The following is a 24,526-nucleotide window of genomic DNA, read 5'->3' on the forward strand; positions in this document are numbered from 1 at the left end:
CAATACCGCCTGCGGCACCCGGCACCACTATCAAGAACCAACAGGAGAATCAACTTGGCAAAATCTTTCACCACCATGGCCGGCGCAGCGCTGCTGCTGGCCTGTGGCGCAGCGTCGGCCCAACTGGGCAACGGCGGCGGCACCTATGCCGGCGTCGACAAGGTTAATCTGAATCCGCCGGCCATCGTCGCCAGCCACCTGGACAACGCTCAGCTGGTGCTGAACGCGGACGCCAAACTGCTGGGCGCTGTCGGCATGAACGACGCGGCCGCGCAGGCCGCCGCCGCCGGCACGCTGACCGCCGACGCCACCCGCGCCCAGATCGAGGAAGCGCTGAAAGTGCAGTCCGACAGCGGCCACGCGCTGGAACAGAAACTGGCCGCCAAGGCCGAGTTGAACGACACCGCCAAGCTGGCCTTCAGCTCGGCCGTCGGCGACCTGGCGCGCGGCCTGACCGCCGAAGCGGGCATGGCGCGCGACCTGGCCGAGGTCCGCAAGACGCTGAAACCCGGCGGCGGCGCGGCCGCATCGGCGATCTACCTGAGCAAGGCGCTGCCGGGCTCCGTCAAGGATCTCGGCGAAACGCTGCGCGCGGCCGCGGCCTACGCCAAGGCCAACAACATCATGCTGCCGCAGGCAGCGACCGAGGCGCTGAACCAGTTGTAAGCAGCGCCGCCAGTTGCTGCGGCGGCAGCGGGCGGCTGAACAGATAACCCTGCATCTCGTCGCAGCCGTTCTCGCGCAGGAAGCTGCGCTGCTGTTCGGTCTCCACCCCTTCCGCAATCACCCGCAGCTTGAGGCGGTGCGCCAGGCCGATGATGGAACTGGCGATCGCCTCGTCGCCGCTGCTGCGTCCCAGATCGCGCACGAAGGATTTGTCGATCTTCAGCGTCGAGATCGGGAACGACTTCAGCGCCGACAGGCTGGAATAGCCGGTGCCGAAATCGTCGATCGACAGCGACACGCCCATCGCCCGCACCTCGGCCATCTTGGCCACGGCCTGCTGCAGGTCGCGCATGATCACGCCTTCGGTCACTTCCAGCTCCAGCCATTCCGGCGCCAGGCCGCTGTCGTCCAGCGCCCGCTGCACGCGCTGCACCAGTTGCGGATCTTCGAACTGGCGCGGCGACACATTGACCGAAATGCGCAACGGCGCGATGCCGGCATCCTGCCAGGCGCGGTTCTGCGCGCAGGCGCTGCGCAGCACCCAGTCGCCCAGCGCCACGATCATGCCGCTTTCCTCGGCCAGCGGAATGAAGCGGTCCGGCCCGATCACGCCGTGCTCCGGATGGTCCCAGCGCACCAGCGCCTCGACGCCGAATACGCGGCCGGTATGCAGGTCCACCTTGGGCTGGTACACCAGGCGGAACTGGCCGTCGTCCAGCGCGCTGCGCAAGCCTTCCAGCAGCACCAGCTTTTCCTCGATGCTGGCGTTCATCTCGCGGGTGTAGAACTGGCAGTTGTTCTTGCCCAGCTCCTTGGCGCGGTACATCGCCGCGTCGGCGTTCATCAGCAGCGTTTCGGCGTCGCCGCCGTCGTTCGGATACACGGCCACGCCGATGCTGCAGCTGACCTGCACTTCCTGCCCGCTGACGCTGACCGACTGCAGCACCGCTTCACGCACGCGCTCCAACACCGGCGCCGCGTCGACCGCCGATCCCGGCTCGCTCAACAGCAGCACGAATTCGTCGCCGCCAAAGCGGCCAACGGTGTCGCTGGCGCGCAGGCAGCCGGCCATGCGCTCGGCCACCACTTTCAGCAGCTCGTCACCGGCGTTGTGGCCCAGGCCATCGTTCACCAGCTTGAAGCCGTCAAGGTCGATGAAGGCCACCAGCACCGAGCCGCCGCCGCGCCGCGCCTGCGCGATGGTGTGCTCCAGGCGGTCGGCGATCAGGCTGCGGTTGGGCAGGCCGGTCAGCGTGTCGTGGTGCGCCAGGTGCAGCATGCGCTCCTCGGCCAGCTTGCGCTCCGAGATGTCGCGCACGATGGCCACAATGCCGCCCTCCACCGCCACCACCTGCTGGTGCAGCCAGCGTCCGCCCAGTTGCGGCACGGTGCTCTGCCACTCCTGTTCATGCATGCCGCCGACGTTCATCACCTGGATCAGGTGCTTCAGCATGCCGTTGTGGCGCGCATCCGGTATCAGTTCGCACATGGTGGTGCCGCACAGTTCCTGCCTGCTGCGGCCCATCATCTGCGCGGCGCGCTGGTTGGCGTCGACGATCTTGAAGTCGATGATCACGTCGTATTCGTCATGCACCTCGCGCATCAGGAAAAAGGCGTCCAGGCTGGCGGCCGATGCCGCCGCATAGGTTTCCTGCGCGCGCCGCATGCCGGCGCGGTTGCGCGCGCCCTGCCACGACCATAGCCACAGCAGCCCGGTGAGGAACACCAGGCCGCCGCTGAGGAGCGCGCCCTCCCACAATTTTTCGCGGCGCTGGCGCTCGAAGCCAGCCATCAGTTCCTTCTCGTCCAGCCCCACCAGCACATTCAGCGCGATGCCGTGCAGCTCGCGCATGCCGCTGTACTTGCCGCCGATCTGGTTTTCGAGCTCGCCCTCGGCGCTGCCGAGGCGCTGACCGAACGACATCTTGTCGCCGGTGCGCAGCGCGCGCACCACGCCGTCCGTGCCCACCAGTCCCAGCATGCCGCGCTCGCCGAGGCGGCTGCGTTCATAGCTGCTGGTGAAATAGGCCGGATCGGTTTCGACGATGACGATGCCGGCGAAATTGCCGTCGGCGTCGTCCAGCCGGCGCGTGAAGTGCAAATGCCATTCGCTGTTGGCGGCGTCGCGCAGCACCTGGCTGACAAAGGTGGCGCCGCTGTCGCGCTCCTGGTGGAATTTGAAGTAGCCCTGGTCGGCCACCGAAATCGACAGCGCGCGCGGATGGCTGGCCACCGTCATGCCGTTGCGGTCGACAATGCTGACCACGAACACCACGCCCGGCGGCAGCAGTCCTTCGCGGCCCAGCTCCGGCAAGGCGCCCAGCGCGCCCTTGCGCTCCACCGCGTACTTCACCATGCGCAGCGTCTGGTCGATGCCGTCGATGCTGCGCGCCACCTGCGCCTCGTAGGTGCCCAGCATTTCATGCAGCGAGTCGCTGGCCGATTCCTGCGCATGTTCGCGTTCGGCGTCGATCTCGTGGAAGGTCACCACCCAGATCGCCACCAGCAGCAGCAGGGCAAACAGCGGCAGCGAAACGTGCGTGTCCAGGCCACGGCGCGACCAGCGCGCGCGCAGCGATTCCTTGTGGGGGGTCATGGCGTCACCTGTATGGCTTTGACGCTGGCATCCAGCGCCGACTTGTCGATGTAGGCGATCATGGCCGGATTGTCCGCCACCAGCTTGCGCACCGCGACGCTGCCGGACAATTCGCGCGGCGGCTGACCGCGTCCCGTGAACACCATTTTGGTCCAGTAGGCTTTCATCAGCGCCGGCGTGCGCGCCGCCACCGTGATATAGAAATCGTTGCGCAGCGCGCTGCCCAGCGGCAGGTCGAGCGCGATCGCCTCGGCGCCGCCGGGGAAACGGCCGTTCTGGCCGAGGAAGATGGCCGCCACCTGCTCCGTGCGCAGCGTGCTGACGGGATTCTTGGCCGAGACGATGACCACGAATTCGGCGCCGCTGGCCATGCCGCTGCACAGCAGGCACACCGCAAGACACCAGCGTAGACGGGAAAGGAGCTTGAGCATGGTCAGAACACGCAATCGAGGACAACGCTGACCACCGCCACCGGATGGCCCGAGCGGAAGCCCGGCTGGACGTTGATGAAGGTGCCGGTCGATCCCTGCTGCGGCATGATGCGGTCGTATTGCAGCTTCAGCGCGTAGTTGGGATGCAGATCCCAGCGCAGGCCCGCGCCGGCGGTGCTCTGGCGCGGAATCGCCGCCAGCAGCTGGTTCAAGCCGCTGGTGAGCTGCCGGCCCACCTGGGCCTGGCGCGCCGACGCCTGGCCGACATCCAGCCCGGTGACGCTGGTTTGCATATTCGGCCGCGACACGGAATACAGCAGGTAGGGCGTCAGGTCGCGGTGACGATAGCCGGCGCTGAGGTAGGCGACGGTCTTGTCGCCCAAGTAGGAACGCGCATTGAAGCGGCCGATCTCGCCCATGGCGAACCAGCGCCCCGGATCATAGGTGAAGCCGAGCGTGGCGACATAGGCGTGCTTGGTGCGCAACTCGTAGCGGTCCGCCAGTTCCCCGCCCTGGTCGCCATACTGGCGCAGGCCGTCGAACAGTTCGCGCGCGATGTCCACGCTCAGGTCCGCGCGCAGCACACTGGCGCGCAGCGTCAGGGCGCCGGCGGTGGTGGTGTTCGACAGGCCGGTCAGGCCGTGCGCCTGCGCACGCGCGCCCGGCGTCGCCGGCACGTCGGCGCGGCCGTAGAACAACTGTGTCAGGTTGCCGGCGTCGCCGGCCTGCCAGCGGTAACTGAGGTCCGCACCGTCGCTGCTGGACAGCGGAATCGCGCCATACAGTTCCACCGGCGGCCGCACCCACGGCAAGGCGTAACCCACCTTGCGGTAGTCGCCGGCCAAAAACAGCGGCAGCGTGATGCGGCCGGCGCGCATGCTCAGATCCGGCGTGGCCTGGTACTGCAGATACGCCCATTGCACCGTCGGCGCGTAGCCGTTGTCCAGCGTGCGCTCGGACAGCAGCTGCACCACCGCCGACCAGCGGCCGTTCAGCGTCACGCCGGCACGCACGCCGACGCGGCTGTCCACCGTCGCGCTCCATGGGTGACTGTAGCCGGCCGCGCCCGGACTGAGGACGTTGGCGGTGAAATCGGCCTGGTCGCCATTGCTGCGCGCCGCACCCAGCGTGCCGAAGCCGCCAAAGTTCCAGCGCGACGCGCCCTCGTCCGCGCTGTCCGCAGGCTCGCCTGCCAGGGCTGCACAGCAGCTCAGCATCATCACGGTGGCCACGGCGGCGCGCTTGGGCGAGAGGTCTACGGTCATACAATTCCTGTTGGTGTCATGGGCGCCCCACCGTCAGCGCGCGAACGCACGAACGCGCACCGCATGCGGGCAGCGTCGTTTTTCACTGAGTGGGAAGGTGTTCGGCGTCAGGCCGGCTCAAGGAGGCCGCTACTGATGCACGAGGGCACAAGGCTGGGGTGCCATACGAAAGAACTTATTCGGACCCATGAACTTTATACTGCATTAAAGCAACTGTCGATACCTTAAAGCAATATACCGAAAGATTCTCTCCAAAGATCACATTTTAGGATAGGTGATTGATAACTTCAATATCTGGAAGGTAATGTTTTTATTGCCGTTTACGCCATCTTAGGTCTGCGCTAACGCGCTGATCAGCTTGTCCAGGCTGTAGGGCTTTAACAGGAATTGGGCACGCTCCAGCGGCGCGCTCGGATGCTGGCCGCTGGCGTAGATGATGCGCAGCGCCGGCTGCGCGGCGCGCGCCTGCGCCGCCAGCACTTCGCCGGACATGTCGGGCAGCGAAATATCCGTCAGCATGATGTCGACGGCATGCTGTTGCAGCAGCGCCAGCGCGGTGGCGGCGTCGCCGGCGGGGAACACCGTGTGGCCCAGCAGTTCCAGCAACTCGGCGGTGGTTTCGCACAGTTCCGGCTCGTCCTCCACCAGCAGGATGCGCGCGGAACCCGGCTGCGCCGCTGCCGGCCCGGCCTGCATGGCTTGCGCGTCGCTGGCCGTCTGCACGTGCTGCTGGCGGTTGCCCAGCACGTGGCGCACCTTGCGCGCCAGCGCCTCGCGCGTGTACGGTTTGCCCAGCAGGTCGACACCCGCATCCAGCCGTCCGCCGTGGACGATTGCGTTTTCGGTGTAGCCGGAGGTGAACAGCACCGCCATGCCGGGCTGCCGTTCGCGCGCCTTGCGCGCCAGATCCGGGCTGCGCAGAGGCCCCGGCATCACCACGTCGGTAAACAGCAGGTCGATCTGCATGCCGCTGTCGATGATGCTGAGGGCACTGGCGGCGTCGTTCGCCTTCAGCACCTGGTAACCGAGTTCGCTGAGCAGCTCGACCACGGTGGCGCGTACGCCCTCGTCGTCTTCCGCCACCAGGATGGTCTCCTTGCCGCCGACCACGGCGCGCGCTTCCGGCTGCGGCAGCGCATCCTCGACGTCGGTGGAACGCGGCAGGTACAGCTTGACGCAGGTGCCGTTACCCGGCTCGCTGTAGATCTTGACGTGGCCGCCGGACTGGCGCGCAAAGCCATACACCATCGACAGCCCCAGGCCGCTGCCCTTGCCTTCCGGCTTGGTCGAGAAGAACGGATCGAAGGCCTGCGCCATCACTTCCGGCGTCATGCCGCTGCCGGTGTCGCTGACGGCGATCATCACGTACTGGCCGGCCTGCAGCTCGGGATGGGCGCTGGCGTAAGCGTCGTCCAGGTAGGCGTTGCCCACTTCGATGGTCAGCTGGCCGGCGCCGTTCATCGCATCGCGGGCGTTGATGCACAGGTTGAGGACCGCGTTTTCCACCTGCGCGGTATCGACCAGGGTATTCCACAAGCCGCCGGAAATGACCGTCTCCACCTCGATCTCTTCGCCCAGACTGCGGCGCAGCATGTCTTCCATGCCGGTGATGAAGCGGCCGATCTTGACCACGCGCGGATCGAGCGCCTGGCGGCGGCCGAACGCCAGCAGGTAGCTGGCCAGCTTGGCGCCGCGCGTGACGCCGGCCAGCGCGTTGTCCAGACGCCGCTCGGCGCGCGCATTGCCGCTGATATCGCCGGCCAGCAGCTGCAGATTGCCGGAGATGACCTGCAGCAGGTTGTTGAAGTCATGCGCCACGCCGCCGGTCAGCTTGCCGATCGCTTCCATCTTCTGCGACTGCTGCAAGGCCGCCGCCGTGCGCCGCATCTCCTCCGCCGCCGCCCGTTCGGCGGTGATGTCGCGGCCCACCGCGTGGACGTAGCGCGAATCCGGCGCCGCCGTCCACGACAGGATGGCGTAGCCGCCGCCCTTGCGCCGCGTGCGGTTCTCGAACTTGAAGGTGGTGGCGCCGCCGGCCAGCGCCGCCATCTCCAGTTGCGACGCTTCCAGGTCGTCCGGATGAATCAGCGTGTACAGCGAGGTGCCCACCACCTCGGAAGTTTCCCAGCCCAGCAGCCGTGTAAAGGCCGGATTGATGGCGGTGATCCAGCCTTCCAGTTCCGCCACCAGCATCACATCGGTGGAGTACTGCCACATGCGGTCGCGCTCCGCCGTGCGCGCATTGACCTGCTGCTGCAACATGGCGGTGGTGGACTTCTGGTCCTGGATGTCGGTGTTGGTGCCGACCCAGCGCTGCACCACGCCATGCTCGTCGAAGATGGGCAAGGCGCGCACCAGGTGCCAGCGCCAGGCGCCGTCGGCGCGGCGGATGCGGAATTCGGTTTCATAGGTCTGTCCGGCGGCGACGGCGGCGAACCACAGCGGCGAGGACGCCTCGCGGTCGCCTTCGTGCACCAGCTCGCGCCAGCGGTCGCGGTCCAGCTCTCCGGCCGGCGTGCCGGTGTAGCGGTAGACCTGCTCGTTGAACCAGTCAACGATGCCGTCGGCGCCGGAGGTCCACACCTGGCTGGGCATGGCCTGCGCCAGCGTGCGGAAAGTGTTTTCGCTGGCGCGCAGCCGGTCGCTTTCGTCGCGCAGCGCCAGTTCCGCCTTGACCTTGCCCGAGGTCTCGATGACGATCGCCATCACGCCCACCGGCGTGCCTTCTTCATTCAGGATCGGCGAGTAGTCGAGGTTCATCCACACCTGTTCCGGCTTGCCGGTGCGGTGCAGCGTCAGTTCCTGATCCACATAGGCCAGCGTGCCGCCGGCCAGGCCGACTTTCAACACGTTGTCGTTGAAGTCCGCCACCTCCGGCCAGCCCTCGCGCACATTGGAGCCGAGCAGCGTCGGATGGCGGCCGCCGGCAAAGACCGAATAGGCGTCGTTATAGATCATCACCCCCGGCTCGTCCCACAGCGTGACGATCGGCACCGGCGACCGCAGCACCAGCGCCACCGTGGTTTGCAGCGATTGCGGCCAGCCGGATATCGGCCCCAGCGCGGTCTTACTCCAGTCGTAGGCAGCGATGATGTGTGCGAGTTGGCCGCCGCCTTGCAGGAATGGATAGTTCACGGGCAATGAAGGATGATAGGGTTGATGGATTATAGCTTTGTCCTCTACACAAATTCCGCACACCACAGCAAACGTGCATTGCTTCGGGCATAAATTTCAGATAACATGGTGAGAATAGGAATCATTATCATATAGAGACACATGGATATCCCTCAAGAGCTGCGCAAACTCGGCCTGAAAGCCACCCTGCCCCGACTACGCATCCTGCAGCTGTTCCAGGAATCGAAGAGCAAGCACCTGAGCGCGGACGACGTCTACCGCCTGCTGCACGACGAAAATATCGACATGGGCCTGGCCACGGTGTACCGCGTGCTGATGCAGTTTGCCGACGCCGGCATCCTGATCCGCCGCCATTTCGAGTCGGTGGCGTCGGTGTTCGAGCTGAATGAAGGCAGCCATCACGACCACCTGATCTGCACCAACTGCGGCCGCATGGAGGAATTCCTCGACGCCGAAATCGAACAGCGCCAGGAAGCCGTGGCGGCAGAGCGCAACTTCGTGCTGCACGAGCATTCGCTGTCGCTGTACGGCTTTTGCGGCGACTGCGCCGCCAACATCAAGCCGATGGCTGGGAAGAAGCTGCGGCGCGCTTGAACAGGTCTTCGATAAAGTCGACGAAGACCTTGATCCGGGCGGCGCGCTGGTGCCGCTGCGGATACAGCACCGACACATCCGGCCCCGCCGCCTGCCACGGCTCCAGCAACGGCAGCAAGGCGCCGCTGCGCAGCGGCGCCGCCAGCGACACCGACAGGTGCTGGACGATGCCGCCGCCCTGCACCGCCATTTCAATCAGCGATTCCACGTGATCCATCGCCACCGCGCCGCGCGGCGTGGCAGTGAACGGCTGGCCGTCCTGCTGGAAGGCCCATGGCCGCAACTGGCGCGCCTTGGGGTACACGAAGTTCAGGCACGGCAGCCGGTCCAGGTCATCCGGATGCTGCGGCCGGCCATGACGGGCGATGAAATCCGGCGCGGCGCAGCAGATATAGCGGTTCTGGAAGATGCGGCGGCCGATCAGCGAGGAATCCGACAGTTCGCCGATGCGCAGCATCACGTCCACGCCTTCGTCGACCATGTCGATCAGGCGGTCGCTGGCCGTCAGCCGCACGCTCAGTTCCGGATAGGCCGCCAGAAAACTCGGCAGCGCCGGCGCCACGTAAAGCCGCAACAGGATGCCGGGCATGTCGACGCGCAGGCTGCCGCGCGGCTCGTGCAGCGAATCGCTCATGCCCGCCTCCAGCTCGTCCATGTCGGCCAGCAGACGGCGCGCCTGTTCGATGCAGCGGCGGCCATCGTCGGTCAGCGACATGCTGCGCGTGGTGCGGTTCAGCAGCTTGACGCCGAAGTGCGCTTCCAGCACGCCGATTTGATGCGTGACCGAGGACGTGGAAATCCCCAGCCGGGCCGCCGCGCGGCTGAAGCCTCCCGTATCGACCACGGCGCAAAACACTTTCAGGGCATCCAACCTGTCCATCGCACTCTCCTTTAGCCCGATTATTCACGATTTCGGGATACTGCGTCCCCGCTTGCCCGGTTTTTCTTCGGGCGCCGCTGCCGCAGAATGGCTCCATCAACCTACTTCGGGAGTCATCACCATGCAAGCCATCGTACTCGTCGCCTTTGGCGCACCGCTTACCCAACAGGATATCGCACGACCCGCCGCCGGTCCCGGCCAGGTGCTGGTGCGTGTGCACGCCAGCGGCGTCAATCCGCTCGACACCAAGATCGCCGCCGGCCAGGCCGGCCATGCGCAGGCCGCGCTGCCTGCGGTGCTGGGCATCGACATAGCCGGCGTGGTGGACAGCGTGGGCGCGGATGTTGCGGGCTTCGCGCCCGGCGACCGGGTCTACGGCATGACCGGCGGCGTTGGCGGCGTGGCCGGTTCGCTGTCGGAATACGTGGCGGTCGATGCACGCCTGCTGGCGCACATGCCGGCCAAGCTGTCGATGCGCGAAGCCGCCGCGCTGCCGCTGATCTTCATCACCGCCTGGGAAGGGCTGGTCGACCGCGCGCACGTCGGCGCCGGCAAGACGGTGCTGGTGCAAGGCGGCGCCGGTGGCGTCGGCCACATGGCGGTGCAGCTGGCGGTGGCGCTGGGCGCGCAGGTGTCGGCCACCGGCAGCGCCGACCAGCGCGCCGCCATCGAAGGCATGGGCGCGACCTTCATCGACCGCAACGTGCCGGTGGAAGAATATGCCGGCGAAGGCTTCGACATCGTCTACGACACGGTCGGCGGCGCGGTGCTGGACGCGTCGTTCCGCGCCGCGCGCCGCTATCACGGCCACGTGGTGAGCTGCCTCGGCTGGGGCACGCATGCGCTGGCGCCGCTGTCGTTCCGCGCCGCCACCTACTCCGGCGTGTTCACGCTGCTGCCGCTGCTGAGCGGCGAAGGCCGCGCCCACCACGGCGACATCATGCGCGAAGCCAGCGCGCTGGTGGCGGCCGGCAAACTGAAAGTGCTGCTGGACGCGACCCGCTACATGCTGTCCGCCGACAGCGTCAGCGCCGCCCACCGCGCACTGACGGAGCGCACGGCCAGCGGCAAGGTGGTGGTCGAGCTTATGGAATAAGCGTGTCCGCCTCGCCGAACGACGCCGGCGGCGCGAACAGCATGCCCGGATTGGCGAACATCTTCACAGGCCTGGACTTGTCGTCCTTGATGAAGCCGAACTGGCCCGGATCGTAACGGAACTCGCCGGCGCGGTTGACGATGGAGATACCGCCCGCGCTGACATGCACGTGCAGGCCCGGCTCCAGGCCGGACGAAGGCGCGGTCAGGTATTCCAGGAAGAAGGTGGTGCCACGGATGCCGATGGTGGCGCTGGGCGTCTTCAGCGCGAACTTCTCCTTGCTGCGCTTGCCCAGCAAGCCGGTCACCGAACGCAGCCCACCCTTCACCAGCGTGAAGGCGGCGCGGTCGCTTTCCGGCTTGGCGCTGTCGAACGAAAACTGGTTGACCACCACCGTGGTTTCCGGCTTCAGCGTCAACTCGCTGTTATCGATGAAGCGCACCAGCGCATAGGCGCCGGCCGCGGTGACCAGCGTATCGCCGCTCTCCACCTCCGACTTCGCCTGCAAGGCTTTCACTGCGCCAGACGGCGAACGCGCGCTCATCGCGCCGCTCACCTGCACCACCACGCCCGCCACCTGCGCCGCCATGGCGCAGGTAGCAGCGACCCACAGCAGCAACGCCACCAGTATTCGCATGCGACACCCGTACAAAATATGAACAGGCGGTTTTATACCATGGATGCCGGCTCATGGAACGGATAATCGGTGTAGCCCACTTCCGTGCCGCCGAAGAAGCTCGGACGGTCGTAGTCGTTCAGCGGCCAGCCGTTGCGCAGGCGCTCCGGCAGGTCCGGATTGGCGATGAAGTGGCGGCCGAATGCCACCAGGTCGGCATCGCCCGCTTGCAGGATCGCTTCGGCGGACGCGCCATCAAAGCCGCCAGCGGCGATGATGGTGCCGGCGTAATGCTTGCGGATCAGTTGCGCGGCCACCGGCGCCTGGTTCTTGCTCTCATCCTCGATATTGCCGGCGATGCGCGGCTCGATCAGGTGCAGGTAGGCCAGCTTCAGGGCCGCCAGCTGCTGCGCCACATAGTTGAACAGGCCTTCCGGATCACGGTCCGACATATCGCCCCAGTTGCCGCTTGGCCCGATACGCACCGCCACCTTGTCGCTGCCCCAGACCGAAATGACGGCACGGGTGGCGTCCAGCAGGAAGCGCGCGCGGTTCTCGAAGGAGCCGCCGTAGATATCGGTGCGCTTGTTGCTGCCATCCTGCAGGAACTGGTCGAACAGATAACCATTGGCCGCGTGCAGTTCGACGCCGTCGAAGCCGGCCTCCTTGCCGCGTGCCGCCGCCTGCCGGAAGCTCTCCACCAGCCCCTCGATTTCAGGAATGGTCAGCGCGCGGTTGGGCGTGTTGGCCACCCAGCCTTCGCTGGTGTAGGCCACGCCGCCGTGCGGCACTTCCGACGGACCGACCGGAACGCTGCCGGCGGGCTGCACGTCCTTGTTGGACTGGCGGCCGGCGTGGTACAGCTGCAGGAAGATCTTGCCGCCCTTGGCGTGCACGGCGTCGGTGACCTGCTTCCAGCCGGCGATCTGGCTGTCGTCATACAGGCCAGGCGCGCCAAGGTAGCCATTGCCGTTTTCAGCGGCGATGGTCGCCTCGCCGATCAGCAAACCGCCCGGCGAGGTGCGCTGGGCATAATATTCCGCCATCAGCGCGCCAGGGCGGGCGCCGGCTTCGGCGCGCATGCGGGTCAGCGGCGCCAGCACCACGCGGTGATTGAAAGTGTAACGACCTAAGGTAACTGCGGACATCAGCTTGTTCATGATTGGCTCCAATGGGATTGCGATGGAGGGAATATACGGATCGGCCGATTGAAGATAAATAGGCTTGCATTCGCAAGATATCGGACAGATACTTCCGCAATCACATCAGCATGGAGGGGAACCGGATGGACAGCCTGAGCGGAATTTCGATGTTCGTCACCGCGGCCGAGATGCGCAGCTTTACCAGGGCCGCCGCCCATTTCGGCGTTTCATCATCCGCCGTCGGCAAAAGCATCGCCCGCATGGAGGAACGGCTGAACGTGCGCCTGTTCCATCGCAGCACCCGCAGCATCACGCTGACCGCCGAGGGCCAACTGTTCCTGGAGCGCTGCCGCCGCATCCTCAGCGAGGTGGAAGCAGCCGAAGCGGAACTGTCCGAACTGTCGGGCACACCCAGCGGACGCCTGCGTGTCAGCGCGCCCCAGCTGACCGGGCTGCTGATGCCGACGCTGACCGGTTTCATGCGCCGCTATCCCGACATCGCGCTGGACATCGACCTGTCAGACCGCATGGTCGACATCATCGAGGAAGGCTTTGACGCCGTCATCCGCACCGGCGCCCAGAGCGATTCGCGGCTGGCGTCGCGCCGCATCGGCTCGTGCAAGCAGGTCGTGGTGGTGGCGGCCAGCTACCTCAAGCAGCACGGCACGCCGTCGCATCCGTCCGAGCTGGCGCAACATGCCTGCCTGCTGCATAAATTCCCGGCCACCGGCCGCATCGAACGCTGGCCGTTCAGGCTGGCAGAAGGCGTCGCCGATCCGGTGCTGAAGGAGCGCATGACCTGCACCACCATCGAGGCCATCACCTATGCGCTGCTGGAGGGCGAAGGCATCGCCTTCCTGCCCACCTTCATCGTCGAGGATGAGCTGAAGACCGGCCGCCTGCAAATCATCCTGGAAGACTATATGGACCAGACGGTGACCTTCTCCATGCTGTGGCCGGCCAGCCGCCACGCCTCGCCCAAGCTGCGCGCCTTCATCGACTACGTGGTGGCCAACATGCGCATTTAGGTTAATTCAGGACATCCAGCTCCGATAAGTTCGGAACTACATCCTCTTTATTCCGCAAAGCGCGGGCTGCACACTGTATTCCTCTCACTTTTGACGTAAAGAGGAACCATGAACGCCAATCAGAAAATCCGTGTCGGCATCGTCGGCGCCGGCAATTGGGCCGAATATGGCCACATCCCCGCCCTCAAGCTGCTGCCGCAGTATGCGATGACCGCGATCCACAGCCGCAGCCAGGAAAAGGCCGACGCCGTCGCCGCGCGCCACGGCATTCCGCATGCACTGAGCTCCTTGCAGGCGCTGGTCACGCATCCCGAGGTGGACCTGGTGCTGGTGCTGAATCCCGCGCCCAGCCATGAAGAAGCCATCCGCGCCGCCATCGCCGCCGGCAAGGACGTCTACAGCGAATGGCCGCTGACGCCGAAAACCGCGCTGACGCAGGAACTGATCGCGCTGGCCGACCAGGCCGGCGTGCGCCACCTGGCCGGCTTGCAGCGCCGTCTCGGCGCCGACTACCGCTATGTGCGCGACCTGGTGCGCGACGGCTACATCGGCGAACTGCGTTCGGCGCGCTTGCACGTCAGCGTCGAATACTTCCAGTCCGCGCGCATGCAGGCGCTGTATTTCACCGTCCCGCAGGAGAACTATTCCGGCCTGCTGCACATCTACGGCGGCCATTTCTTCGACGCCGTGTTCAGCATGCTGGGCCACCCGGCCAGCATCAGCGCGCTGGCCGTCAACCAGTTCAAGGAAGTGACGCTGATCGAAACCGGCGAAAAGCTGCCGCACACGCTGGCCGACCAGGTGGTGGTGAACGGCATTTTCGCTAACGGCGCCGTGCTGACGGCGCACCTGGAAGCGGGCAAGCGTAACAACTACGGCTGGCAGCTGGATTTGACCGGTTCCAGCGGCGACCTGAAAATCTCCAACAGCACCAGCTTCGGCCAGGCCTTCAATCTCATCGAAGGCGCCCAGGGCGACAGCCAGCCGCTCAAGGTGCTGCCGGTGCCGGACCGGTACAACTGGCTGCCGCCGAATCAGCTGGGCGGCAGCCAGCTGGAACTGGCCAACCTGTACGCCGCCTACGCCAGCGACCTGCGCGACGGCACGCACCTGGCGCCAACCTTTGCCGACGCGCTGGCGATGCACCGGCTGATCGACAGCATCGAGCTATCGAACGCCGGGGGCCGCCGGGTTCAGACCAGTCCCGCCATATAACCCGAGGACGCCATGCCGGCGCTGTAGTCCGGCGCCGGACGGTTGCGCGGACGCTGCGGCGCCGGCATATCGATCACGGTCAGCTCCTCCCTGGCGCTGCCGGCCATCTTGAACAGGCTGACGCTGCGCGCCAGGCGCTCCGCCTGCTCCTGCAGCGAAACGATGGCGGCCAGCGATTCCTCCACCAGCGTGGCGTTCTGCTGCGTCACGCTGTCCATCGAGGCCAGCGTGCGGTTCACCAGTTGCAGTCCCAGGCTTTGCTCGCGGGTGCCGTTGCTGATGTCGCCCATCAGCGTCGCGCCGCGCAGCACGCCGCGCACCACGTCGTCGATGGTGGCGCTGGCGTCCTTCACCGCCTGGCCGCCGCCGTTCACTTCGGCCAGCGACTGCACGATCAGATCCTTGATCTCCTTGGCCGACTGCGCGCTGCGCTGGGCCAGCGCCCGCACCTCGCCCGCCACCACGGCAAAACCGCGTCCATGCTCGCCGGCGCGCGCCGCCTCCACCGCCGCGTTCAGCGCCAGCAGATTGGTCTGGAAGGCGATGCCGTCCATCAGCCCGACGATGTCGCCGATGCGGCGCGACGAGGTGCTGATGCGTTCCATGGTCGCCGTCACCGCCGATACCGCCACTTCGGCTTCGCGCGCCACCAGCGCGGTCTGGTCCATCAGCTTGTGGGCCTGCTCCGCCTTGTCGGCGTTGTTGGCGACGGTGGTGGTCAGCTCTTCCACCGTGGCGGCGGTTTCCTCCAGCGTGGCCGCCTGGCCTTCGGTGCGCTGCGACAGGTCGCCGGTGCCGGCCGAAATCTGCGCCGAGGCGGTGGCGATGGTGTCGGTGCCGCCCCGTACCTGGGTCACCATGCGTTGCAGGTTGGCGCTCATCTGGTTCATGGCGCGCAGCAGTTCGGCCGTTTCGTCCTTGCCGCCGGTTTCCGCATCCACCCGCAGGTCGCCTTCCGCCACGCGGCGCGCCACGTCCACGGCGCGGCCCAGCGGCACCGAGATCATGCGCGCCACGCGGCCGGCCAGCAGCAGGCCCAGTACCAGCGCGCCGGCCATGAAGGCGAAGATCAGGTGGCGTGCATGCAGGTAGGTCTGGTCCGCCGATTGCGCCGCCTGCGCGCTGCCGGCCTCGTTGATGGCGACCAGCTTGTCGATCAGCGCCATCGCCTCGAAGTCATACTTGCGCGATTCGCCCCGCACCACCGCCAGCGCGCCGACGTCGTCGCCATGGCGCGACAGGGCCACCACCTGGCGCACCGCGCCGCGATAGGCGTTCAGCGACGCCTGCAACTGGGCCGTGATGTCCAACTCGGCGCCGCTGCGCGGCTGCGCCGCATAGGCGGTCAGCGAATTCTGCACCTGCTGCATCTGGCTTTCCATGTCCTGCTCGTACTTGCGCAGGATGTCCGGCTCGGTCGACACCACGTGGAACAGCTCAAAGGTGCGGAAGCGCGTCAGACCGTACTTGATGTCGAGCGCATTGCGCACGCCCGGCGCCCAACGGTGGTCGATTTCATTGGTCACCCGGTCCAGCTCATACAGCTGGAACACGGAGAACACGCCCAGGCCCATCATCATCGCCAGCACGGCGGCGACGACCACATTCAGCTTCTTGGCGATTTTCAGGTTGCGGAACCAGTTCATGGCAATCTCCTTAATTATGCCGCCTGCAGCTGCAGGCTACCTTCGAGGAAGTTCAGTGCGGATGCCGCCGGCAAAGGACGGCTGTAGTAGTAACCCTGGATCTCGTCGCAGCGCCAGTTGCTCAACAAGGCGCGCTGGGTTTCGGATTCGACGCCTTCGGCGATCACGGTCAGGCCCAGGCTGTGGCCAAGGCTGATGGTGGCCTGCACGATGGCGCTCTGCTCCTTCACCGAATGCATATTGCGGACGAAGGACTGGTCGATTTTCAGTTTGTGGATCGGGAAGCGCGACAGATAGGCCAGGCTCGAGTAGCCGGTGCCGAAATCGTCGATGGCCAGCTTCAGACCCAGCGCGCGCAGGCGGTGCAGCAAGGCGATGGCGCTTTCCGCATCCTCCACCATCACGCTCTCGGTAATTTCCAGCTCCAGGCACGACGGATCGATGTGGGTGGTGGCCAGCAGGTCTTCCAGGTGCGCCAGGAAGCCCGGCGCCGCAAACTGACGCGGCGAGATATTCACCGCCACCACCACGCGCTGGCCGGTTTCGGCCTGCCACACGCTGATCTGGCGGCAGGTTTCCTCCAGCACCCAGTTGCCGATGGAGACGATCAGGCCCGATTCCTCGGCCAGCGGAATGAAGTCGGCCGGCGAAATCAGCTTGCCCTGGCGGCGCCAGCGCACCAGCGCCTCGAAGCCGATCAGGCCGCCGTCGCTCAAGGCCTGCTGCGGCTGGTAATGCAGTTCCAGTTCCTCGCGTTCGACCGCATGGCGCAGCAGCGACTCCAGGTCGAGGCGCTCGCCGGCTTCGGCGTTGAGCTGCTGCGAATAGACCTCCAGCCGGTCGCCGCCGGCCTTGCGCGCCGCTTGCAGCGCGGCGTCGGCATTGCGCAGCAGGACGTCCGGATTGGCGCCGTGCTGGGGATAGCTGACCGCGCCCAGGCTCAGGGTGGTGTAGATTTCGTGGCCTTCGCAATCGTAGGGATTGCGCACCTCGTCGCGCAGGGTGGACAGCGCCTCGGCCAGCGCCAGGTCGCTGCACTCCATGCGGAACAGGATGGCGAAGTTGGCGCCGTCCAGGCGGAACACCTCGCCGCCGCTGCGTTCCGCCGCGCTGCGGATGCGCTCGGCCAGGCCGATCATGACGCGATCGCCGAAGGCGTGGCCGAAGCCGCCGATGATGCGCGAGAAGCGATCGATGGTCCCCAGCACCACCACGTGCGGCACCGCCGGCAGCGACGCCAGGCGCGCCTCGAAGCTGCGGCGGTGCGCCAGGCCGGTGAGCGGATCGTGCCGCGCCTGGTGGCTCAATTCATTCTCCACCCGCACGCGGGCCCGGACGTGGTACAGCATGAACAGGCAGGTCACCAGCGCCAGCACGTCGAACACGTGCACCAGGCCCGTGATCCAGCCGATGGCGCGGTTGGCCATGGTGCCGTTGTCGTAGATCGCATCCTCGACGTTCTGCTGCAGGCCGTCGATGCGCAGGCGCAGCTGCTTGACGTCGTCGTTCATCTGGATCAGCACCGCGCGGGCGGCGGCCGGGTTGGCGCCGACGTTGCGTTCGAATTCAGGCGTCAGCTTGACGATGCGCTGGTAGCCGTCGCGCAGCGCATCGAGCTCCGGGCCGTCGCCCAGGCTCGGGCGCAGCTGCGCCAGCGTGGCGTCCAGCTCACTGCGGCCCATGCTCTCCAAAAACTCGAAGCGGTCCGGCGTGATCGAGTCCGTGAAGCGCTTGTCCATCGCCAGCTGGTAGCGCAGCAAGGCGCTCTCGAAGTCGCCCAGGTAGCGCATCTGCGGGATGGTGCTGTTCAGCAGCGGCGTTTCGTTGCGGCGGATATTGTGCGCGGTGCGCTCCATGAAAACCGACAGCGTGACACTGGCGACGATCACCAGCAGCAGCAGGATGTAAATGAGACGGCGCGAACTGCTGATGATGTTTTTCATGGGGTTACTCCTCGGCGTGGGTCGGGAAGCTGCCGCTGGCCTGGTTCAGGCAGCGCAGTAGTTCGTTCGCTTCAAAGGGTTTGCTCAAAAAGCAGGAAGCGCCACCGTGCAGTGCGCGCTTGCGCAAGGCGGCTTCCGGGAAGGCGGTCATCAGGATCAGCGGCAGCGCGTTGCCGTCGCGGCGCAGCTGCTCCAGCAGTTCGATGCCGCTCATGCCGGGCATTTGCAGGTCGGTGATGATGCAGTGGTAGTCGCCCAGCGCGCCGGAGGCGAGCAGCGCCAGCGCGGAATCGTAGGCGTTGGCGGCGTAGCCGTAGGAGCGCAGCAGGCTCCTCAAGCCGACACGCACGTCCTCGTCGTCGTCGACGATGGCAATATTACAAAATTGTGGATCCGGATCTGACACTTGTTGCTCCCTTGTTCGGACGGCGGCTCGCGGCCGTCCTGCGCATGGGAGAACAATACAGTTTAGAGAGGGTTGAGAAAATTATACAAGGGTATAGGTGGGGCCGGAGTCAGGCCAGACCGAGGGTCTCGGCCATGCGCACCAGGTCGGCGAAGGTCTTGGCCTGCATCTTGCGCATGGCGTTGCCGCGATGGATCTTGACCGTGATCTCGCTGGTGCCCACCTCGCCGGCGATCTGCTTGTTCATCAGGCCGCGGGCGGCCAGCGCCATGATCTCGCGTTCGCGCGGCGTCAGCGTCGCATAACAGGCCTTGACGCCGTTGCTGGCCTGGTCGCGCTGGCGCCGTTCCTGGTCGGCCGCCAGCGCCAGATGGATGGCGTCCAGCAGGTCCTGGTCGCGGAACGGTTTTGCCAGAAAATCAACAGCGCCGGCCTTCATGGCCCGCACCGACATCGGAATGTCACCATGCCCGGTCATGAAAATGATGGGCAGCGCCACGCCGTCGCGATTCAGCTCGGCCTGGAAATCCAGCCCGCTGACGCCCTGCAGGCGCACGTCGAGCAGCAGGCAGCTGGTCAGTTCGCGCCGCGGCTCGGCCAGGAACGCCGCCACCGAGGGGAAGCTGGCAACCTGCATGCCGATGGAGCGCAGCAGGCTGGAAATGGCGTCGCGCAGCGGCGCCTCGTCGTCGACGATGTAGATCAGGGCGTCCGAATAATCAATCTGGTTCATGGGCAGGCAAGGTGAAAAGAATGGTGGCGCCGGCGACGGGACTGTCCGGGGCGGGCTGTTTGACCCAGATACGGCCGCCGTGGTTCTCGATGATGGAGCGGCAGATCGGCAGGCCCATGCCCATGCCGTCCTCCTTGGTGCTGTAGAAGGCCTCGAACAGGCGCGGCACGGCGCTGGACGGGATGCCGGGACCGGAATCGCTGACGCTGACCTGCAGCGCGCCGGCGGCGTCGCGCTGGGTTTGCAGCGTCAGCACCGCCTGGCCGGGACGGCAGACGGCCATGGCCTGGATCGCGTTCATCAGCAGATTGATCAGCACCTGCTGCAGCTGCACGCGGTCGCCGTTCGCCGGCGGCAGGTCCGGCGTCAGGCCCAGCATCAGCGCCACGTGGTGGTTATTCAGCTCGCGCCGCACCATGTCCACGCTCTCCTCCACCACCGCGTTCAGATCCAGTTCGGCGTAGGTCGGGTCGCTGCGGCGCGCCAGCGCGCGAATCCGCTTGATGACGTCGCGCGCGCGCGCGCTCGCCTCCAGGATGCTGGTGACGGTGGCCCGGGCCTCGTCCAGCTCCGGCTGCGGGCGGTTCAGCCAGCGCAGGCAGGCCTCGCCGTTGGTGGAGATGGCGGCCAGCGGCTGATTGACCTCGTGCGCGATCGAGGCGGCCAGCTCGCCCAGCATGGTGACGCGGGTGGCGTGCGCCAGCTGCACCTGGGAACGGTGCAGCGCCTGTTCGGCCAGCACCGCCGCCGTCACGTCGGTCAGCGCGCCCAGGTACTCGCACTCGCCGTCCTTGGTGTGGCGCGGACGCGACAGCACGTGCACGTATTTGAGTTCGCCGTCCGGCATCAGCAGCCGGTGACGCAGATCGATCTCGTCCTCGCAGCGCAGCGACTGGTCGATCGCCGCCTGCACGGTGTGCCGGTCCTCCGGCGCCGTGTGGGCCAGGATGCGTTCCATGGTCGGCTCGACGTCGAGCGGGTAGCCATAGATGCGGGCCGCCTCGTCCGACCAGTACATGCCGCCGCCGGGCGACTTGAAACTGAAGCTGCCGGTCTTGCTGATGCGCTGGGTGCCGGCCAGGAAGGCCTCGCTGCGGCGCAGCGCGTCCTCGCGCGCCAGCAGTTCGTCGGTGGCGGCCTGACCGCGCAGCACCAGCACGCAGGTGACCACGATGGCCAGCAGGCCGACCAGCAGCCGGCCGGAGGCGGCGGCCGAAAACACCTCGGTGTGGGTCAGCGCGTAGGACAGCACGGTCAGCACCAGGCAGCTGGCGGTGGCCAGCAGCACGCCGCGCCGGGCCCAGATGCCGGCCGAAACCAGCACCACGATCACGTACATGACGGCGATCGCCATGTCCAGCGGTGAAAAGGTGTCGATCGCGAAAATCAACAGCATCAGGGAAATCAACAGCGCGGACATACAGGGAGTGCGGGGAACCCGTAACATGCCTATCCTTTTTGGTTATATTGGCAATACCATGGAATTATAGTGCGGATTGGGCGGCTTGCATCCTATACACCTGTATATGGGGATGCGCGGCTACCTATTCGGAGGTATAGTGTCGCCCGCGCGGCAATTGCGCTACGCTGTGGGCATTGATCTGCGGGAGAGAGACCGTGAAATTGTACGAAACCCTGGCCGCCGATATCGCCAGCCAGATCGCGCAGGGCGTGATCCGCGAGGGCGAGAAGATTCCGTCCGTGCGGCAGACCAGCCAGCACCACAATCTGAGCGTCTCGACCGTGATCCGCGCCTTCCTGCTGCTGGAAAGCCAGGGCGTGATCGAAAGCCGGCCGCAGTCCGGCTACTTCGTGCGCCGCAAGCCGGTGCTGCAGGCCAGCGCCGGCACCGCCGACGGCCCGCTGGCGCCGGCCGAGATGGCGCGCGGCGCAACGCTCGACAGCAGCGCCCTGGTGCTGACCACCCTGCGCTCGATCAACCAGGGCAGCGTGCCGCTTGGCTCGCCCTATCCCGACCCCGCCACCTTCCCGTGGGCGCGGCTCAACCAGTACGCCAACGGCCTGGCGCGCCGCGCCGGCCAGATGGGCATGACGGCCGACCTGCCGCCGGGGAATCCGGAACTGATCCGCCAGATCGCCCGCCGCCACCTGGAAAACGGCCTGTCGGTGGACGCCGGCGAAATCATCGTCACCACCGGCGCCACCGAGGCGCTCAATCTGTGCCTGCAGGCGGTGGCGCCGCCCGGCAGCGCCATCGCGGTGGAGTCGCCGACCTATTACGCGCTGCTGCAGGCGATCGAACGGATGCGCATGCACGCGGTGGAGATCGAGACCGATCCGGTGGCCGGCATCAACCTCGAGGCGCTGGAGCGCGCCATCGTCGAACAGGGCGTGGTGGCCTGCATGGTCATGCCCAACTTCCAGAACCCGCTGGGCTTCCAGATGAGCGATGAGCGCAAGCGCGCCATGGTCGAGATGCTGGCGCGGCATGAGGTGCCGGTGATCGAGAACGACGTCTACCACGAGCTGTATTATGGCGACGTCCATCCCACCTCGCTGAAGAGCTACGACACGCGCGGGCTGGTCCTGCACTGCAACTCGTTCTCCAAGACGCTCAGTCCCGCCAACCGCATCGGCTGGGCCCTGCCCGGCCGCTACAAGGCGCAGGTGGAAAAGCTGAAGTTCCTCAACACGCTCAACACGCCGGCCCTGCCGCAGCTGGCCATTGCCGAATATCTGAAGAACGACGGCTACGACTACCACCTGCGCAAGCTGCGCAAGGCCTATGCGCAGAACGCCAGCATCATGGCGTCGGCGGTGCGGCGCTTCTTCCCGGCCGGCACCGGCGTCTCCACGCCGGTCGGCGGCTACGTGCTGTGGGTGAACCTGCCGCACGGCGTGCGCGCGCTGGAGCTGTATGCGCGGGCGCAGGAACGCGGCATCAGCGTCGGCGCCGGCAACATCTTCGCCACCGGCGACGCCTTCCAGCACTGCATCCGCCTGAACTACAGCTACCCGTGGAACGCCGAGGTGGAAAGCGCCGTGCGCACCCTCGGCCTGCTGGCCGGCGAGCTGGTGGTGCAGTACAACTGTACCCCTTGCAAAGAGGCCAATCTGTAGCCGTTTCGCTGGCGCGGCCGCGCTTATTCTGACAGTCTGCCACTTCACGGGGTCACACTGTCATGAAAACCGCTCGCATCAAGGTCGCCAATCTGCTGATTACCGGCTTTGGCCTGATCTGCCTGTTCCTTGCCGCCGTCATCGCGCTGGGCCTGACGGAACAGGCCAAGCTGAACGCCGCCACCGCCACCATCGCCGACGACCGCTGGCCGAAGATCGAACTGGCCACCGACCTGCGCCTGCGCGTGACCGACATCGCGGTCTCGCTGCGCAACCTGATGCTGACCACCGACCCCGCCGTGCGCGCCCACCAGCTCGACAGCATCGAGGGCTACCGCCGCGACGCCGAAGCCAGGCTCGCCGAGCTGGATCGGCGCGTGGTCACGCCCAATGGCCGCGCCGCGCTGGACAAGGTGCGCACCGCCTACCAGGACTACACGGCCGGCCAGCAGAAACTGATCGCGCTGGTGCAGGCCGGCCGCGACGCCGAAGCGCGCGACTATTTGAACGCCCACGTCAAGCCGATGCTGCAAGCCTGCCGCGAAACGCTGGCGGCGCAGATCGGCAACGAGGTGTCGCTGATGCGCGAGGCGCGCGAACAAGCGGCGCATGCCTACGCCGCCACCCGCATCAAGATGCTGGCGCTGGGCGCGGCGGCGATGCTGGTGTCGATGGGCGTGGCCGGCGTCATCATCCGCCGCCTGCGGCGCGACCTTGGCGGCGAACCTGACCAGGCGGCGCGCACCGCCGCCTGCATCGCCGACGGCGACCTGACGCGCGCCATCACGCTGCGCGACGGCGACCGCAGCAGCATGCTGTACGAAATGGAGCACATGCGCGACAACCTCGGCAAGCTGGTGGCGCAGGTGCGCTCCGATACCGAGATGATCGCCGCCGCCTCGACCCAGATCGCCAGCGGCAACCTGGATCTGTCGGCGCGCACCGAACAACAGGCATCCAGCCTGCAGGAGACCGCCGCCGCCATGGAGGAACTGACCACCACCGTACAGCAGAACGCCGACCACGCCGCGCGCGCCAACGGCCTGGCGCAGCGGGCGTCGTCGGTGGCCGGCAAAGGCGGCCACGCGGTGGCCGCCGTCACCGAGCGCATGGACTCGATCCGCAGCTCCGCCAGCCAGATGGCCGACATCATCGGCCTGATCGACGGCATCGCCTTCCAGACCAACATCCTGGCGCTGAACGCCGCCGTGGAAGCGGCGCGCGCCGGCGAGGCGGGACGCGGCTTTGCCGTGGTGGCGGGCGAAGTGCGCCAGCTGGCGCACCGCTCCGCCGACGCCGCGCGCGACATCGGCGCCCTGATCAAGACCGCGGTGGAACAGGCCGGCGCCGGCGACCAGCAGGTGCGTGCGGCAGCGGAAGCCATGCAGGACATCGTGGAAAGCGTCGCCAGCGTCGAACAGATCATGGCGCAGATCAAGCACGCCAGCGCCGAGCAGCACGCCGGCATCCTCGCCTGCAGCCAGGCGATCGTGCAGATGGACCACGGCACCCAGCAGAACGCCGCGCTGGTGGAGCAGGTGGCCGCCGCCGCACACGCGCTGCAGGAGCAGTCCGGCCAGCTCGAAGACGCCGTGTCGCGCTTCAAGATCGCTGAAACGGCGGTGCGCGCATGAACGCCGGCCACGCTCCCGCCCCCGGCCTGCGCGCCGTCGTCATCGACGGCAACGCCGCCGAAATGGACGCCACCATCGCCCTGTGCCGCCAGGCCGGCATCATCGTCAACGGCTGGTCCGACTGCGGCGCCGGCGCGCTGGAACTGATCGAATCGCTGCCGGCGCCGCCGGACCTGGTCATCATGGAACTCGACCTGCCGGACATGGACGGCGCCGACCTGCTGCAGGCGCTGTCCATGCTGGAACCCGGCCTGCCCGTCATCATCACCGGCCGCCACAACCAGCGCCTGCACGACGCCGCCCTGACCCTGGCCGCCACGCTCGGCCTGGAGGCGCTGGCCGCCCTGTCCAAGCCGCTGCACGCCGAGGCGCTGCAGGACGCCGCCCACAGCTGCGAGCCGGCGCTGGCGCGCGCCGCG

General features: G+C 66.7%; 20 protein-coding genes. 8 read left to right on the top strand and 12 right to left on the bottom strand.

Features of this window, described 5'->3' with window-relative positions:
- Positions 1–54 precede the first annotated feature (54 nt).
- Positions 55–666, top strand: coding sequence for a hypothetical protein (locus GJ695_RS21290; RefSeq protein ID WP_154368275.1), 612 nt, complete (start codon positions 55–57; stop codon positions 664–666).
- Here the strand turns inward: GJ695_RS21290 and GJ695_RS21295 are convergent.
- From GJ695_RS21295 to GJ695_RS21310, 4 genes are all read right to left on the bottom strand, one after another.
- On the bottom strand, positions 623–3,262 hold the full coding sequence (locus GJ695_RS21295) for a bifunctional diguanylate cyclase/phosphodiesterase (RefSeq protein WP_154368277.1): 2,640 nt from the start codon (positions 3,260–3,262) through the stop codon (positions 623–625). The two genes, GJ695_RS21290 and GJ695_RS21295, sit on opposite strands and share 44 nt — an antisense overlap.
- Entirely contained in the window at positions 3,259–3,693 is a 435-nt protein-coding gene (locus GJ695_RS21300) for a type 2 periplasmic-binding domain-containing protein (RefSeq protein WP_154368279.1), read from the bottom strand. The genes GJ695_RS21295 and GJ695_RS21300 overlap by 4 nt, the downstream gene beginning before the upstream one ends.
- A 2-nt stretch (positions 3,694–3,695) precedes the next feature.
- Entirely contained in the window at positions 3,696–4,958 is a 1,263-nt protein-coding gene (locus tag GJ695_RS21305; protein ID WP_154368281.1) for a hypothetical protein, read from the bottom strand.
- Between the two features lie 330 nt (positions 4,959–5,288).
- A complete protein-coding gene (locus tag GJ695_RS21310; RefSeq protein ID WP_166455145.1) occupies positions 5,289–8,093 on the bottom strand; it encodes a hybrid sensor histidine kinase/response regulator in 2,805 nt (934 codons plus the stop codon).
- 141 nt (positions 8,094–8,234) lie between these two features.
- On the opposite strand from GJ695_RS21310, the gene fur reads away from it, so the two are divergent.
- On the top strand, positions 8,235–8,687 hold the full coding sequence (fur, locus tag GJ695_RS21315; protein ID WP_154368285.1) for a ferric iron uptake transcriptional regulator: 453 nt from the start codon (positions 8,235–8,237) through the stop codon (positions 8,685–8,687).
- Here the strand turns inward: fur and GJ695_RS21320 are convergent.
- The gene (locus tag GJ695_RS21320) at positions 8,650–9,567 is read right to left on the bottom strand and encodes a LysR family transcriptional regulator (RefSeq protein WP_154368293.1); all 918 of its coding nucleotides are present in this window, start codon (positions 9,565–9,567) and stop codon (positions 8,650–8,652) included. The two genes, fur and GJ695_RS21320, sit on opposite strands and share 38 nt — an antisense overlap.
- 121 nt (positions 9,568–9,688) lie before the next feature.
- Between GJ695_RS21320 and GJ695_RS21325 the strand changes: the two genes are divergently transcribed.
- Positions 9,689–10,663, top strand: coding sequence for a zinc-dependent alcohol dehydrogenase family protein (locus tag GJ695_RS21325; protein ID WP_154368294.1), 975 nt, complete (start codon positions 9,689–9,691; stop codon positions 10,661–10,663).
- On the opposite strand, the gene GJ695_RS21330 is transcribed toward GJ695_RS21325, so the two are convergent.
- Positions 10,653–11,300 carry a FecR family protein gene (locus tag GJ695_RS21330; protein ID WP_166455144.1) on the bottom strand — a complete coding sequence of 216 codons (648 nt, stop codon included), beginning with the start codon at positions 11,298–11,300 and terminating at the stop codon, positions 10,653–10,655. The genes GJ695_RS21325 and GJ695_RS21330 overlap by 11 nt on opposite strands.
- Before the next feature lie 32 nt (positions 11,301–11,332).
- Positions 11,333–12,439 carry an alkene reductase gene (locus GJ695_RS21335; RefSeq protein ID WP_154368295.1) on the bottom strand — a complete coding sequence of 369 codons (1,107 nt, stop codon included), beginning with the start codon at positions 12,437–12,439 and terminating at the stop codon, positions 11,333–11,335.
- Positions 12,440–12,564: 125 nt separating this feature from the next.
- Between GJ695_RS21335 and GJ695_RS21340 the strand changes: the two genes are divergently transcribed.
- Positions 12,565–13,449, top strand: a complete 885-nt coding sequence (locus tag GJ695_RS21340; protein WP_154368296.1) for a LysR family transcriptional regulator — start codon at positions 12,565–12,567, stop codon at positions 13,447–13,449.
- A gap of 108 nt (positions 13,450–13,557) precedes the next feature.
- On the top strand, positions 13,558–14,664 hold the full coding sequence (locus GJ695_RS21345; RefSeq protein ID WP_154368297.1) for a Gfo/Idh/MocA family protein: 1,107 nt from the start codon (positions 13,558–13,560) through the stop codon (positions 14,662–14,664).
- On the opposite strand, the gene GJ695_RS21350 is transcribed toward GJ695_RS21345, so the two are convergent.
- The 5 genes from GJ695_RS21350 to GJ695_RS21370 all read right to left on the bottom strand — a co-directional run bounded on the left by GJ695_RS21350 (position 14,643) and on the right by GJ695_RS21370 (position 20,788).
- A complete protein-coding gene (locus GJ695_RS21350; protein WP_154368298.1) occupies positions 14,643–16,310 on the bottom strand; it encodes a methyl-accepting chemotaxis protein in 1,668 nt (555 codons plus the stop codon). The genes GJ695_RS21345 and GJ695_RS21350 overlap by 22 nt on opposite strands.
- 14 nt (positions 16,311–16,324) lie before the next feature.
- Positions 16,325–18,253: a putative bifunctional diguanylate cyclase/phosphodiesterase gene (locus GJ695_RS21355; RefSeq protein WP_154368299.1), complete on the bottom strand. Its 1,929-nt coding sequence runs from the start codon at positions 18,251–18,253 to the stop codon at positions 16,325–16,327.
- Positions 18,254–18,257: 4 nt separating this feature from the next.
- Positions 18,258–18,659: a response regulator transcription factor gene (locus tag GJ695_RS21360; protein ID WP_166455143.1), complete on the bottom strand. Its 402-nt coding sequence runs from the start codon at positions 18,657–18,659 to the stop codon at positions 18,258–18,260.
- A 109-nt stretch (positions 18,660–18,768) separates the two neighbouring features.
- Positions 18,769–19,392: a response regulator transcription factor gene (locus GJ695_RS21365; protein WP_154368301.1), complete on the bottom strand. Its 624-nt coding sequence runs from the start codon at positions 19,390–19,392 to the stop codon at positions 18,769–18,771.
- Positions 19,379–20,788, bottom strand: coding sequence for a sensor histidine kinase (locus GJ695_RS21370; RefSeq protein WP_229261300.1), 1,410 nt, complete (start codon positions 20,786–20,788; stop codon positions 19,379–19,381). The genes GJ695_RS21365 and GJ695_RS21370 overlap by 14 nt, the downstream gene beginning before the upstream one ends.
- A 221-nt stretch (positions 20,789–21,009) precedes the next feature.
- On the opposite strand from GJ695_RS21370, the gene GJ695_RS21375 reads away from it, so the two are divergent.
- The 3 genes from GJ695_RS21375 to GJ695_RS21385 all read left to right on the top strand — a co-directional run.
- Positions 21,010–22,473 carry an aminotransferase-like domain-containing protein gene (locus GJ695_RS21375; RefSeq protein ID WP_166455142.1) on the top strand — a complete coding sequence of 488 codons (1,464 nt, stop codon included), beginning with the start codon at positions 21,010–21,012 and terminating at the stop codon, positions 22,471–22,473.
- 62 nt (positions 22,474–22,535) lie between these two features.
- Positions 22,536–24,107 carry a methyl-accepting chemotaxis protein gene (locus tag GJ695_RS21380; RefSeq protein ID WP_154368307.1) on the top strand — a complete coding sequence of 524 codons (1,572 nt, stop codon included), beginning with the start codon at positions 22,536–22,538 and terminating at the stop codon, positions 24,105–24,107.
- On the top strand, positions 24,104–24,526 hold a 423-nt coding region (locus GJ695_RS21385; protein WP_154368309.1), incomplete at its 3' end, for a response regulator. The genes GJ695_RS21380 and GJ695_RS21385, both read left to right, overlap by 4 nt.

Origin of the sequence: Duganella alba, from assembly GCF_009674495.1 — a bacterium.
GTDB classification, from domain to species: Bacteria; Pseudomonadota; Gammaproteobacteria; order Burkholderiales; family Burkholderiaceae_D; genus Rugamonas; species Rugamonas alba.

Bases quoted from the DNA above. Each gene is read 5' to 3' on its own strand.
- GJ695_RS21295 (WP_154368277.1), bottom strand. From the start codon at position 3,262: ATGACCCCCCACAAGGAATCGCTGCGCGCGCGCTGGTCGCGCCGTGGC.
- GJ695_RS21330 (WP_166455144.1), bottom strand. From the start codon at position 11,300: ATGCGAATACTGGTGGCGTTGCTGCTGTGGGTCGCTGCTACCTGCGCC.
- GJ695_RS21340 (WP_154368296.1), top strand. From the start codon at position 12,565: ATGGACAGCCTGAGCGGAATTTCGATGTTCGTCACCGCGGCCGAGATG.
- GJ695_RS21370 (WP_229261300.1), bottom strand. From the start codon at position 20,788: ATGCTGTTGATTTTCGCGATCGACACCTTTTCACCGCTGGACATGGCG.
- GJ695_RS21350 (WP_154368298.1), bottom strand. From the start codon at position 16,310: ATGAACTGGTTCCGCAACCTGAAAATCGCCAAGAAGCTGAATGTGGTC.
- GJ695_RS21325 (WP_154368294.1), top strand. From the start codon at position 9,689: ATGCAAGCCATCGTACTCGTCGCCTTTGGCGCACCGCTTACCCAACAG.
- GJ695_RS21335 (WP_154368295.1), bottom strand. From the start codon at position 12,439: ATGAACAAGCTGATGTCCGCAGTTACCTTAGGTCGTTACACTTTCAAT.
- fur (WP_154368285.1), top strand. From the start codon at position 8,235: ATGGATATCCCTCAAGAGCTGCGCAAACTCGGCCTGAAAGCCACCCTG.
- GJ695_RS21345 (WP_154368297.1), top strand. From the start codon at position 13,558: ATGAACGCCAATCAGAAAATCCGTGTCGGCATCGTCGGCGCCGGCAAT.
- GJ695_RS21365 (WP_154368301.1), bottom strand. From the start codon at position 19,392: ATGAACCAGATTGATTATTCGGACGCCCTGATCTACATCGTCGACGAC.
- GJ695_RS21355 (WP_154368299.1), bottom strand. From the start codon at position 18,253: ATGAAAAACATCATCAGCAGTTCGCGCCGTCTCATTTACATCCTGCTG.
- GJ695_RS21320 (WP_154368293.1), bottom strand. From the start codon at position 9,567: ATGGACAGGTTGGATGCCCTGAAAGTGTTTTGCGCCGTGGTCGATACG.
- GJ695_RS21380 (WP_154368307.1), top strand. From the start codon at position 22,536: ATGAAAACCGCTCGCATCAAGGTCGCCAATCTGCTGATTACCGGCTTT.
- GJ695_RS21305 (WP_154368281.1), bottom strand. From the start codon at position 4,958: ATGACCGTAGACCTCTCGCCCAAGCGCGCCGCCGTGGCCACCGTGATG.
- GJ695_RS21300 (WP_154368279.1), bottom strand. From the start codon at position 3,693: ATGCTCAAGCTCCTTTCCCGTCTACGCTGGTGTCTTGCGGTGTGCCTG.